A 13,386-nucleotide genomic window follows, 5' to 3' on the forward strand; every position below is an offset into this window, starting at 1 on the left:
TTAACTCCTCAGTGCGTGGCCATGGCGGGACGGCTGCGTGCAGCGACGACGCGTCCGGCCCATGGCAAAAATTCCAGCATCAGCAACAACAGCGCGATCCACAGGCCGGCCGTGCCGATGATTCCCATCAAGCCATCGTTCCCCATCGGCAGGTGGTAGTCGTACAGGCCCGCGCCCGTTTTCGGGATCGTCTGGCCGCCGATAAAAATCGTCCAGCGCATCATCCAGGCGCTGTGCAGCGCGATCAGGCCATTGACCAGGCCACTCGTGGCGGGACGCCAGATGGCCAGGGCCATCGGCACAATGGACGACAGCACGGCCCAGACTGCGGTGAACTGCCATTGCGGCATGCCCGCCACCTGGGTAAAGGCCATGCTGTGGCTGGCGCTCACGCCGGAGAGACTGACGAACAGCCAGCCGCCGCCCAGTGCCAGCACCAGCGCCAGCGACAGGGCCAGCGCGCGGTTCAGCGACACTTCCAGGGCCTGGTCGCGGCCCGGCAGGAAACGGTTGAACAGCAGCGCCAGTCCGATCGCCCCGACAAAGGCCGTGGCGGCAAATTGCGCCGGCAGGAAAGGCGTGAACCACAGGGGACGGGCGCGCACCACCATCACTTCCATGCCCGTATACAGGCCCACGACAAAGGCGGCGAGCAAGGTGAAGGCGGCGGCGACGCGAATCGCGCGCAGCGAAGCTGCGCCGCCGCGTCCCAGCAGGCGATAGGCGAAGGCCAAACGGTCCTGTCCCTGCCCCCGCGTGGCAAAGTCCACGCGCAGCGCCAGCCACGCGTACAGCATCAAACAGCCCAGATACAGGGGAATGAAGAACGAGCCCCACGACATCCACGACTGCGGCTGGAAGTAAATATAGAAGTGGTAGAAGCGCCCCGGCCCGTGCAAGTCGGCCAGCAGCGCCACGGGCGCCGTCATGCCGCAGACGAGGGACGCCAGCAGCGCGATGCGCCCCAGGCGTTCATACGCCTTGCGGCCGAAGACGAAGTACGGCAAGGTCAGCATGAAGCTGCCGTAACTGAGGCCGATGAGGAAAAAATACTGCACCGCCCACGGCAGCCATGCCGCTTCGCGCGTGACGTTGAGAATTTCGGTGATGTGGCTGTCCATGGTTTATTTCCCGTGTTTGCTCGGTTGCCAAAGAGTCGCTTCGCCCTCGACGTGGCCGGCGAAGCGCGTGTCCAGTCCCAGGTAGAACACGTGGGGCTGGGTACCCTGCTCGGGTTTCAGCACCTTCACCTTGTTCTCGGTGAGCAGCTGATGCACCATGCTTTCCGGATCATTCAGGTCGCCGAAGATGCGCGCGCCGCCCACGCAGGTTTCCACGCAGGCCGGCAGCAAACCTTCGTCGACCCGGTGCGCGCAGAACGTGCATTTGTCGGCCTTGCCCGTCTCGTGGTTGATGAAGCGCGCGTCGTACGGGCAGGCTTGCACGCAGTAGGCGCAGCCCACGCAGCGGTCGCCGTCGACGACGACGACGCCATCCTTGCGCTGGAAGGTGGCGCCCACGGGACAGACGGGAATGCAGGGGGGATTGGCGCAGTGGTTGCACAGGCGCGGCAGCATGTAGGTGCCGCAGCGGTTCTCTTCCTTGACTTCATAGGTCGAGACGACGGTGCGGAAGCTGTTTTCCGGCACGGCGTTTTCCATGATGCAGGAGACCGTGCAAGCCTGGCAGCCGATGCATTTCTGCACATCGACCACCATCGCCCAGCGCTGGCCGCCTTCGCCCTTGGTGGCAGCCTTGCCGGGCAGCGGCGCGATGGCCGCTCCGATGGTTACGGCTGGCAAGGCGCGCAAGAAACTGCGGCGCGATTCAATCATGACACTCTCCTTGACTATGGGCGGCAAGCCCTTGTTGACTTGCTGCCATGATAGAAAAGAAAGTGTTACGGGGATATTGGGGTGATAGTGCGGGGACCTAGATGATCATGCCAATTGACAGGGGAAAGGAATAGGCGTAATGCGCTTACAGTTCGTCGAGCGAATACAGCCGGCGGTGCTCGCGGATCGCGTAGCGGTCCGTCATGCCCGCGATGTAGTCGGCGATCTTGCGCGCCTGCTGCGTGACGTCGCCATCCTTATCGTGGCCAATAAGTTGATAGTCGGGCGGCAGCAGGGCCGGTTCGGCCATGAAACTGTCGTACAGTTCGCGCACGATGCGGCTCGCTTTGACGCGCATGCGGTTGACCTGGTAGTGACGGTACAGGTTCGCTCGCAAAAAGCGTTTCAGGTCCGTCGCATCACGGCGCATGGCGTCCGAAAAACGGATCAGCGGGGGACTGGCGCGCACTTCGCTGACGTCGCGCGGCGCGGCGTCAGCTATCAAACCTGTCGACGTGACGATCAGATCGTCGGCCAGGGCCGTGATCAGGCGGCGCAGGGTTTCGTAGATGGCGCGCCGGCCCGACAGGCCGGGAAACGCCTGCTGCACGTCGCGCCACAGGCGGCCGAAAAACTCCACCTCTTCCAGTTGGGCGATGGTGATCAGGCCGGAGCGCAGGCCGTCGTCGATATCGTGGCTGTTGTAGGCGATTTCATCGGCCAGGTTGGTCAGCTGCGCTTCCAGCGTCGGTTGCGTGCGGTCGATGAAGCGCTGGGCCACGGGACCCAGTTCGCGCGCATGCGCCAGCGAGCAGTGTTTCAATATGCCTTCGCGCGTCTCAAACATCAGGTTCAAGCCATCAAAAGCGCCGTAGTGCTCTTCCAGCGTGTCGACCACGCGCAGGCTTTGCAGGTTGTGCTCGAAGCCGCCGTGCTCCTGCATGCATTCATTGAGCACGTCCTGGCCCACGTGGCCGAACGGCGTGTGGCCCAAGTCATGCGCGAGCGCGATGGCTTCGACCAGGTCTTCGTTCAGGCGCAGGTTGCGCGCGATAGAGCGGCCCACTTGCGCCACTTCCAGGCTGTGCGTCAAACGCGTGCGGAACAGGTCTCCCTCGTGGTTGAGGAAAACCTGGGTCTTGTATTCGAGGCGGCGGAAGGCCGAAGAATGGATGATGCGGTCGCGGTCGCGCTGGAACTGGCTGCGCGAGGCGTGTGGCGCCTCGGCAAAGCGACGTCCCTGCCCCTGTGCCGAGTGAGCTGCGTAGGGAGCAAGGAAGTCTTCTGGCAGCATGTTATTGCACTCCGGCGGCCAGGGTGGCCAGCACTAGTTCGTGCGGCGCGGACGTGATGCACGGGCTGCCCAACGGTTTCAACAGGATGAACTTGATGGCGCCGCCCTCGTTCTTCTTGTCCACTTCCATCAGTTCCAGCCAGCGCTCGACACCGAGGTCCGGCGCCTTGATCGGCAGGCCGGCGGCGGCGACGAGCTTGCGCACGCGCTCCACGGCTGCCTGGTCGATATAGCCCATGCGGCAGGACAGGTCGGCCGCCATCACCATGCCGCAGCCGACGGCTTCGCCGTGCAGCCAGTGGCCGTAGCCGAGGCCCGCCTCGATGGCGTGGCCGAAGGTGTGGCCGAAGTTCAGGATGGCGCGCAAGCCGCCTTCGCGCTCGTCCTGGCGCACCACGTCGGCCTTGATTTCGCACGAACGGGCGATCGCATACGCGAGGGCGCCCTTGTCGCGCGCCATCAACTTGGCCATGTTCGCCTCGATCCAGTCGAAAAACGCCGCATCGATGATGGCGCCATGCTTGATCACTTCGGCCAGGCCGGCCGACAGCTCGCGCGCCGGCAGGGTTTCCAGGGTCGAGGTGTCGGCGATCACGGCGCGCGGCTGGTAGAAGGCGCCGATCATGTTCTTGCCCAGCGGGTGGTTGATGCCCGTCTTGCCGCCGACGGAGGAATCGACCTGCGCCAGCAGGGTGGTGGGCACCTGCACGAAGCCGATGCCGCGCATGTAGCTGGCCGCCGCATAGCCGGTCAGGTCGCCGATCACGCCGCCGCCCAGCGCCACCAGGGTGGTCTTGCGGTCGCATTTGTTGGCCAGCAGCGCGTCGAAGATCTGCATCAGGCTGGCCCAGTTTTTATATTCTTCGCCGTCCGGCAGGACGATGCAGATCACCTCGCGGCCATCGCTGGCCAGCGCCGCCTGCAGGCGGCCCAGATACAGGGGCGCGACGGTGGTATTGGTGACGATGGCCACCTTGTGGCCGCTGATATGGCGCAGCAGCGCATCGGCGTCGGCCAGCAGGCCGGGACCGATGGCGATCGGATAACTGCGTTCGTCGAGGTCTACGCTCAACAACATTTTGGATTGCTCGTTCATCGAAGGCTCTGCATGAATGACGCAGTTGGGCGAAGCCTCGCATTCGAGGCTGGCCAGCTGCATCAGGATGGTCTGAACCATCGATTGTACGTTAGGACGGCCCGTGTCGATCACAATGTCGGCCACTTCCATGTAGTGGGGCTCGCGCTGTGACGTCAATTCTTCCAGCTTGCGGCGCGGGTCGGCCGTCTGCAGCAGGGGGCGGTTCTTGTCGTGGCTGGTGCGCGCGAGGATGTTGCTGACGCTGGCGCGCAGGTACACGACCGTGCCCCGCTCCTTCAGATAGGCGCGGCTGTCGGCGTTGAGGATGGCCCCGCCGCCGGTGGCCATGACGATGCCTTCCTGGGCGCTCAGGTCGCGAATGACTTCGGCCTCGCGCCGGCGAAAGCTGGCCTCGCCCTCGATTTCAAAGATCCATGGGATGGTCGCTCCCGTGCGTGCCTCGATTTCGTGGTCGGAATCGACAAAGCGCAAGCCCAGCTTGCGGGCCAGGATGCGCCCGATCGTGGTTTTGCCGGCGCCCATGAGGCCTACTAAAAACAGATTTTGCATGTGCTGCGACAGTTAATTTGGATTACGACAATCAGTGGCTTGCCCATACGGACTATTGACGCCTGGAGGTGAAACATCCACGCGGTTAAAGTCCGAAGCCAGCCCCGGAAGCAAAGTGTAACCGACATAAGTTGCCTCCGTCCCGGAACTATTGCCACGAATCGTCAATTCGACGTCCAGCCAGTTGGCTCTGTCGCGCGGATAAGTCAGGGTGACGATTGCTGTTCCCGTGCTGTCGGTCTTGCCTCCGGTCGACAGATTGAGCGGAATGCCCGGATCGAGACGGCCATTGAGGTTGAAGTCGTTATTCGGATTGAAGGTGCCGCTGCGGTCTCTGTCTTCATTGTCGCACTTCAGCGCGGCCGCCACCACCCACGACTGGGCAGCCTGGGAATATTGCAGATAGCCTTTGTAATAATAGCGGGGCCAGGCGGCGGCGGTGATGATCACATCCGGCACGGGGTTGCCGGCGGCGTCCGTCACAAACACGCTATACGTCTTGCGATAGGTGCTGCTGTCAGAGGCGTCAAGTGCATTGCCGCTGCCGGCACTGATGAACAGCGATTTTTTCGTCACCGTCAGCTTGACCGTGGCGGCATTGCTCGACACGCCCTGCAGTTGCGCCTTGACAACGACGCCATCGACACCGGTGGTGCCCTGCCCCGCGATGTAGCTGACCGTGGCCACGCCATCGCTGTCCGTGGTCGCCAGCGAAGGCGAACTCAGGGAGCCATTGCTGGCATCGGCCTGGATCGAGAAGCTCACTTGTGCATTCTTGACCAGGTTGTTTTCCACCGTGCCATCGTGCACGATGGCACGCAAGGCGCTGCGCTGCGCCGTGCTGCCGGCCGTATTGGCGCCGATGACTGCCGGGTCGGCTTGCAGGCTGATCGTGGCCTGGGCCGTCAATGGCGCAACAAACTCCACCTCGGACTGCACCGAGGCGCCGCTGCCTTCGTACTGCGCCGTCAGGGCGGTCAGGCCGGCGCCGCTGGCCTGTACGTAGGCAATGGCATTGCCTCCCACCAGCGCCAGCGGCGCCTGCAATGGCGTGCCGCAGGCGGCATCCTGGTAGATGGCGCCGCGCGAGGTACTGAAACGCACATTTCCCGTTTGTGGCACGCCAGCCACATCGCTATGCACCGTCACCGCATAGCAGGTGTTCGTGTTCAGGGTGCTCAACGCAACATTGCTGCCCGACACTGCATTGATCGTGAAGTTCGATGCATTAATTGAAATTGGCAACACGACGCTGTCACCCTGCGCCTTGACGCTGATGCTGTCGCTGCTGCCCGCTTGGGCGTTGTAGGTCAATACTAGCTGGCCGTTGTTATCGGTCAACGCGGGACTAGCGCCGCCGCCCTTGACCGTGATGGCATTGCTGCGGGCACTGAATGTCACCGGCTTGCCAACGAGGGGATTGCCGCTCGAGTCGACCAGCTTGACCACCATGTCAGTGCTCGTCTTCAGGTTCACCGTCGAAAAGGCATTGATGACCAGTCGGGTGCCGCTGACGCCGATGTCCGTGCTGGCCGTTTGCGCGCCTGCACTGGCCGTGACCTTGATCGTGCGCAAGCTGGCGTCGCCCCCCGTATTCAGGCTGACCTGCGCCTGTCCCTGCGCATTGGTACTGACCTTGGTCGCGCCCAGCGCGCCCGAATCGGCGCTGAATGTCACGCTGGCATTGGGCACGACAGCATTGTTGGCATCCTTGACAAAGGCGATCATGTTGACGGCGGTACCGCCCGATGAAGCCAGGGTGCCACCGGAGGAAGTCAGCAGCAAGCTGGCAATGCCGGAAGTGACGGGCACCACTTTCACCACTACAGGGGCCGATTCAACGCCGCCACTGCTGGCCTTGATGGTAATGTCGCGCAAGCTCGCATCGCCTTTCACACTGAGTTTTTCCGTCACCGTGCCATTGGTATCCGTCACGCGGTTGGTGTTGCTGATGATGCCGGAACTGGCGGTGAAGGTCACCGTCTGGCCTGTCATGGCATTATTGCCGGGATTTTTCACCACGGCCGTCAGCACGACTTCCGTGCCGTCCGCGCCTGAGGCAACAATCGTTGTTGCACCAGCAACCAGTACCACACTGCCAACGCCGGCATTGGCGCCATCCTTGACGCCCAGAGTCGGATCACCACCACCGCCGCCACAGGCGGCCAGTACTGTGCTAATGACCAGCAAAACCAGCCAAGTCGATACCCGACTCCAATAAGTGTTGCCCCAAGATACATTCCGCATAGTCGCCATCAGTCCGCTTTCGTTTGCATTGTTACTTAAACGTAAAGATGTGACATTAACGTGTTGCTGGCCGATCTGCCACTATTTTCGGCGTAATAAACACCATCAGTTCCGTTTTTTCTTGACTGCGGCCCGTGCTGCGGAAAAAAACACCGAACACGGGGATGTCGCCAAGAATCGGCACCTTGCTGTCCGTGCCCCGTTCGGATTGCTGATAAATGCCGCCCAGCACCACCGTGCCACCGTCTTCCACCATCACTTGCGTGCGCACGTGCTTGGTGTCGATGGCGAAGCCGGAACGCGTTTCCTGGCCCACGCTGTCCTTGTTGACGTCCACTTCCAGCACCACGTTGCCGTCCGGCGTGATCTGCGGCGTCACTTCCAGGCGCAGGTTCGCCTTGCGAAAAGTGATCGACGTGGCGCCGCTGCTGGTGGCCACCTGGTATGGCAGCTCGATGCCCTGCTCGATCAGCGCCAGCACCTTGTCGGCCGTTACCACGCGGGGGCTGGAAATGATCTTGCCCCTGCCGTCCGCTTCCAGCGCGGACAGTTCCAGGTTCAAAAAGCGGTTGGCGGCCGCCGAGAACAGGCTCAGGGCGAAACTGGCCGGCTGCAAGCCATTGATGCTGGCGGCCGGCAAGTTGACAAATTGCGTGTTCGGCACGAAGGCGCCGGCGCCGGCCACCGTTTGCCCCGTCGCCTCGCCCACGCCCTGATAGCTGCCGCCGATGGCTGCGCGGCGCCCGCTGCTGCCTAGGGAAAAGCCGGGCAACTGGCCCGCTGCCAGGCGCTGGTCCGTAAAACCCAGGCGCGCGCCCAGGTTGCGGCTGAAACTGTCGTTCGCCTCGACGATGCGCGCCTCGATCATCACTTGTCGCGTAGCAATATCTGTCTTGGCGATCAACTGACGGATCTGCTCCAGGCGCGCCGGCACGTCGGTGACGAACAGCTGGTTCGTGCGCGGCTCGATCAGCACGCTGCCACGGCGCGACAGCAGCCGGCTGCGCCCTTCCCCCGCGTCCAGGCCAAACACGGTGCGGAATGCTTCGGCCTTCTGGTAATTGAGCTGGAAGATGGCCGACTGCAAGGGTTCCAGTTCCGCGATCTGCGCGCGCTGCTCCAGTTCCAGTTTTTCGCGCGCCAGCATTTCCTCGCGTGGCGCAATCCACAGCACGCTGCCATTGCGCCGCAGGTCGAGGCCCTTGGCCTGCAGCAGCACGTCGAGCGCCTGGTCCCACGGCAAGTCGCGCAGGCGCAGCGTCACATTGCCCGCCACGCTGTCGCTGGCGACGATGTTTTGCCCCGACGCATCGGCCAGGATGTGCAGGGCCGCGCGCACGCCCACGTTCTGGAAATCGACGGAAATCTTCTCGCCCGCGTACAAACGCGGGGCCGACACGTGCACCACGGCCTCCTGGGCGAGACTGCTGGCATGCAGACACAGCATGGCGGCCAAGAGCATGCGGCGCGGTCTCATGGCGCCGCCTCGGGCAGGCTGGCCTTCGCCCCCGCCACCTGCAAGGCCAGGCTGCCGCGCCGCTCGCGCCAGGGGCCATCGGCCTCGCGCAGCAGTTCACGGTACTGCACGGCCTGTTGACTGATGTCCGTCACCACGCCGTGGTCTTGCCCCAGGTACTGGCCCACCGCCACCCGGTACACGCGCTGGCCCGCCAGCAGCAGCGCGCTCAGGCGCCCGTGCTGTTGCACGCTGCCGACCATGCTGATGGCCGGCAAGGCCAGGCTTTCCAGCGGTTCGCGCACGCGCCGCGGGTCAGGTCCCTCCACAGCGACCCGCTGCCCCGGCGCACTGGCCGGCGGCAAGGCGCCAAAGGGATCGGCCAGGGCGGCGGCCGCGTACGGCTGCGGCGCGACAGCGGCAAGCGGACGCCATGTTGGCGCCGCTGCGGGTGCAGGCGTGCCTGCCTTGGGCGCCAAAGCCGCTTGCGCTACCCGTTCCCCCGCTTCGGGCAAGCGATACGCGTGCAGCACGGCATCGAGGGTCAGCAAGCGATCCTTGCCGAGGGTCAAGGCCAGCGCATGCACCGTAACGATGCGCGGCAGGCGCGCCAGGTCCGCCAGCAGCGCGCCCATGGCGTGATAGCCGCCGCGCAACTGTATGGCGATCGGCAAGGCGACATAGGGCGCTTGCGGCTGGGCCGCGCCCGGCTTGAACAGCGAAAATTGCAGGCCGCGCGACTGGCCTGCGGCATTGATCTCCGTCAACAGCAGCGCCATCGCTTGCTGGTCGGGCAGTTGCTGTTCCAGGCGGGCCAGCTCGGCACCGGCCTGGCGCTGCTGTGCGCGCCATTGCGGCAACTGCTTCGCCCTGGCCTGCGCCGACAGATAGGCGGCGCGCAAGCGGGCCTCCTCGCCTTGCGCCACCTGCACGGCCGCACGCAGTCCATCCAGCCACGCCAGATGCAGCAGGGCTGCCACCAGCGTGCCGGCCAGGGTGGCACCAGCGAGGCGCGCGGGTAGCGGCCACAGCGACGCGGTCTTCAAGCTCAGCATGATCAATCTCCAGGACTAGGGTGCCAAAGCCAGCCGTACCGTCCATTCCACGGCGCCATCGGCCGCACCGCGCACTTCCAGCCGCACTTCGACCAATTCCGGCCGGGACCAGGGCGCCGCTTGCTGCAGCGCCAGCAGCAGTGCCGCGACTTTATCCTGCGACACAGCCTGTCCTTGCAAGCGCACCATCGCCGTTTCCTGGCGCACGCTATGCAAGGCCACGCCAGCCGGCATCGCCCGGGCCAGCGCGTCCAGCATGCGCACCCAGGCGTTGCGCTGCTCTTGCAGACTGGCCATGGCTTGCTGGCGCAGCAACAGCGCCGCCGTCTCGCCCTGCACCCGCTGGCCAGCGACAAGCACGGCATCGACTTGCTGCATGGCACTGCGCCAGTCCTCCTGGCGGCGCAGCTGCGCGCCGAGCTGGTACTGCAGCCAGGCACCTGCCGCCAAGGCCAGCAGCAATCCCAGCAGCGCCCCACCCGCCAGTTGCCATAGCAGCAGCTGAATACGCCTGCGTCGTGCCGCCTGGCGATAGGGCAAAAGGTTGATGCGTTGCACTGGCGCCCGGCGCATCATCGGGCGTACCGGTGCAAGGCCAGGCCCCAGGCCAGCTGGTAGGCCACGCCACCGTCGGGCAAGACTTGCCAGCCACCCTGCGCCAGCGCCGCCTGCAAGGCCAGCGCCTCGCTATCCATGACGACAGCCAGCAGGCCCGCCCCCCTGGCCGCCTCGAGACGGCGCTGCACGCTGGCGCGCCGCGCCGCCACCAGCAACACGTCGATCTCCTTGCCTGGCGCTCCGGCCAGCGGCGACGCGGGGCCGAGAATGGAAAAATCCAGGCTGGCGTCTTCCAGCGCAAACGGCATGTATTGCGCCGCTTCCAGTTCCACGAGGATTTCCAGCTGTTCCTCCGGCAATCCCGCGGGCAGGCGGATCGCATGCGTGATCAGGGCCGTGGCCGGCATGGCCAACGCCACCCGCGTACAGGTGCTGCCACTGTCGCGGTGGGCCTGGCGCAAGGCATCGGCCAGGCCCACCATGTCCTCGACATTGCCCTCCGATATCACGCCGGGCGTCAGCGCGGCGGCGCCGCAATGCCGGCACGACAGTTTTCCCCGCCGGCGCCTCAACTCGACCACGCGCACGGCGTCGTCCGCGATGTCGACGCCCAGCAAGCCGTTGCCAAGAAAATTGCTGATGGACATGTTTTTCATAGAGAAACGTCAGCGTGGGAGGGATTCCTGCCATCCGAAAGCCTAGTCCCGGCGGCGCCGGCTTGTAAACGGATTTCACGCCGGAGTCTGCGACGCGCGGCGCCTATCTGGCCGGTCCGTGATCTGGCGCAGAATAATTGTTACCAAATCCTGGTTGCCAGCGGGCCAATACACGCTTATATAGAGTATCGGCAAATTTCGACACTCCCCCGGCAAGCGCCACAGCGCGCTGCCACCCCGGCAAGCTCGCTTATAATTGGCCGGCATAATTAACCGAAAGACATACGACGCATGACATCTTCAAAATCCGCTGGCCCCGCTGGCTCGAAGCCGCCCACCAAGGGCAGCAAACCCAAACGTTTCCTGCTGATGGCCCTGGTATCGCTGCTGGGCCTGGGCATCGTCGGCGTCTTGCTGGTGGTCTTTGGCCTGGCCATGGCCTATCCCAACCTGCCGGCGCTCGATACCTTGACCGATTACAAGCCAAAGATGCCACTGCGCGTGTTCACGTCCGACAGTGTGCTGATCGGCGAGTTCGGCGAAGAGCGGCGCAACATGGTGCACATCAAGGATATTCCCGATGTCATGAAGAAAGCCGTGCTGGCCATCGAAGATGACCGCTTCTATGAACATGGCGGTGTCGATTACTTGGGCATCACGCGTGCGGCCCTGCACAACCTGACGGGCGGCGCCAAGCAAGGCGCCTCGACCATCACGCAGCAGGTGGCGCGCAATTTCTTCCTGTCCAGCGAACAAACCTTGAAACGCAAGGCGTATGAAGTCTTGCTGGCCTGGAAAATCGAGAAAAACCTCAGCAAGGACCAGATCCTCGAAGTCTATATGAACCAGATTTATCTGGGACAGCGCGCCTACGGTTTCGCCTCGGCCGCGCAAATCTACTTCGGCAAGAACATCCAGGACCTCACCGTGGCCGAAGCAGCCATGCTGGCTGGCTTGCCGAAAGCGCCGTCGGCCTACAACCCCGTCGTCAATCCGAAGCGCGCGCGCATGCGCCAGCAATACATCCTGCAGCGCATGGCGCAGCTGGGCTACATTACGCCAGAGCAATATACGGAAGCCAAGAATGAAGAGCTGAAAGTGAAAACCGACAGCAGCGCCTTCGGCGTGCACGCGGAATACGTGTCGGAAATGGCGCGCCAGCTGGTCTACGAGCAATTCAAGGAAGATACCTATACGCGCGGCCTGAACGTCTACACCACCATCACCAAGGCCGACCAGGATGCCGCCTACATTGCCTTGCGCAAGGGCGTGATGGATTACGAGAAACGCCACGGCTACCGTGGCCCGGAAGCCTACATCGAGATTCCGAAAACCAAGGCCGAAGCGGATGACGCGATCGAGACGGAACTGGCCGACCATCCGGACAGCGACGACATCATCGCTGCGATGGTGCTGCAGGCCTCGCCCAAATCGTTGCAGGCAGTCACGTCGGCCGGCGAGGAAATCACCATTACCGGCCCTGGCCTGACCTTTGGCGCGGCCTGGCTGTCGGAAAAAGCGGCGCCGAACCGCCGCATCAAGCGCGGCGCCGTGATCCGCGTCATGCAGGAAGGCAACACCTGGGTCTTGACGCAAATGCCGGAAGTGCAATCGGCGTTTGTGTCGGCCAGCACCACGGACGGCGCCATCCGCGCCATGGTGGGCGGCTTCGATTACAACCGCAACAAGTTCAACCACGTCACGCAGGCATGGCGCCAGCCCGGTTCGGCCTTCAAGCCCTTCATCTATTCCGCTTCGCTGGAACGGGGCCTGTCGCCAGCCACCATCATCAACGATGCGCCGATCTCGTTCGACGCGGGCCAGACGGGCGGCCAGGCGTGGGAACCGAAGAACTACGACAGCAAATACGACGGTCCGATGACCATGCGCAAGGGCTTGATGAAATCGAAAAACATGATTTCCATCCGCATCCTGCACAAGATCGGCGCCAAGTATGGCCAGGAATATGCGACGCGCTTCGGCTTTGATGCGGACAAGAATCCACCGTACCTGACCCTGGCCCTGGGCGCCGGCAACGTGACGCCGCTGCAGATGGCGGGCGCGTATGCCGTCTTCGCCAACGGCGGCTACAAGATCAACCCTTACCTGATCGCCAAGGTGACCGATAGCGACGGCAATATTCTGTCGCAAGCCAAGCCGGACCTGGCGGGCGAGGAAGCCAACCGGGTCATCGATGAGCGCAATGCCTTCATGATGAACAGCATGCTCAACGACGTCGTGCGCTTCGGCACGGCCAATAAAGCCATGGCCTTGAAGCGCCCTGACCTGGCCGGCAAGACGGGCACGACCAACGATTCCATCGATGCGTGGTTCGCCGGCTACCAGGCCAAGCTGGTGGGCATTGCCTGGATCGGCTACGACCAGCCGCGCAACCTGGGTAACCGGGAAACGGGCGGCGGCCTGGCCTTGCCGATCTGGATCAGCTACATGGCGAAAGCCCTGAAAAGCATTCCCGTCGAGGAACGCGCCGTGCCGGAAGGCCTGATCCACGTGGGCGACGAGTATTACTATGCGGAAAATCCACCGGGCACGGGCGTAGGCAGCCTGGAAGGCGCAGCGCGCGGCACGCCGGAGGAAGAGAAAGCCAAGGAAGCCGTCAAGAATGAACTGTTTTAA

General features: G+C 63.6%; 9 protein-coding genes and 1 pseudogene. 1 reads left to right on the top strand and 9 read right to left on the bottom strand.

Features of this window, described 5'->3' with window-relative positions; genetic code table 11:
* Positions 1-8: 8 nt before the first annotated feature.
* From nrfD to pilM, 9 genes and pseudogenes are all read right to left on the bottom strand, one after another.
* Entirely contained in the window at positions 9-1,121 is a 1,113-nt protein-coding gene (gene nrfD / locus ACQ4WY_RS14225; protein ID WP_436504669.1) for an NrfD/PsrC family molybdoenzyme membrane anchor subunit, read from the bottom strand.
* Positions 1,122-1,124: 3 nt separating this feature from the next.
* Positions 1,125-1,835: a sulfate reduction electron transfer complex DsrMKJOP subunit DsrO gene (gene dsrO, locus ACQ4WY_RS14230; RefSeq protein WP_071079747.1), complete on the bottom strand. Its 711-nt coding sequence runs from the start codon at positions 1,833-1,835 to the stop codon at positions 1,125-1,127.
* A gap of 145 nt (positions 1,836-1,980) precedes the next feature.
* Complete coding sequence (locus tag ACQ4WY_RS14235) at positions 1,981-3,129, bottom strand: deoxyguanosinetriphosphate triphosphohydrolase (protein WP_436504670.1); 1,149 nt, start codon at positions 3,127-3,129, stop codon at positions 1,981-1,983.
* Position 3,130: 1 nt separating this feature from the next.
* Positions 3,131-4,750: a bifunctional shikimate kinase/3-dehydroquinate synthase AroKB gene (aroKB, locus tag ACQ4WY_RS14240; RefSeq protein ID WP_436504671.1), complete on the bottom strand. Its 1,620-nt coding sequence runs from the start codon at positions 4,748-4,750 to the stop codon at positions 3,131-3,133.
* A 39-nt stretch (positions 4,751-4,789) separates the two neighbouring features.
* Positions 4,790-6,967, bottom strand: a complete 2,178-nt coding sequence (locus tag ACQ4WY_RS14245; RefSeq protein WP_436504672.1) for an Ig-like domain-containing protein — start codon at positions 6,965-6,967, stop codon at positions 4,790-4,792.
* Between the two features lie 112 nt (positions 6,968-7,079).
* A pseudogene (locus ACQ4WY_RS14250) lies at positions 7,080-8,405 on the bottom strand (type IV pilus secretin PilQ); the annotation flags it as partial.
* A gap of 92 nt (positions 8,406-8,497) precedes the next feature.
* A complete protein-coding gene (locus tag ACQ4WY_RS14255; RefSeq protein WP_436504673.1) occupies positions 8,498-9,535 on the bottom strand; it encodes a pilus assembly protein PilP in 1,038 nt (345 codons plus the stop codon).
* 15 nt (positions 9,536-9,550) lie between these two features.
* Positions 9,551-10,093 (bottom strand): PilN domain-containing protein, encoded by a 543-nt coding sequence (locus ACQ4WY_RS14260; protein WP_436504674.1) that lies wholly within the window; start codon positions 10,091-10,093, stop codon positions 9,551-9,553.
* Positions 10,094-10,107: 14 nt separating this feature from the next.
* On the bottom strand, positions 10,108-10,740 hold the full coding sequence (gene pilM / locus ACQ4WY_RS14265; protein WP_436504675.1) for a pilus assembly protein PilM: 633 nt from the start codon (positions 10,738-10,740) through the stop codon (positions 10,108-10,110).
* Positions 10,741-11,040: 300 nt separating this feature from the next.
* Between pilM and ACQ4WY_RS14270 the strand changes: the two genes are divergently transcribed.
* Positions 11,041-13,386, top strand: a complete 2,346-nt coding sequence (locus ACQ4WY_RS14270) for a penicillin-binding protein 1A (protein WP_436504676.1) — start codon at positions 11,041-11,043, stop codon at positions 13,384-13,386.

This window comes from Janthinobacterium salmonicoloratum, assembly GCF_051380845.1.
GTDB classification, from domain to species: domain Bacteria; phylum Pseudomonadota; class Gammaproteobacteria; order Burkholderiales; family Burkholderiaceae_D; genus Janthinobacterium; species Janthinobacterium lividum_F.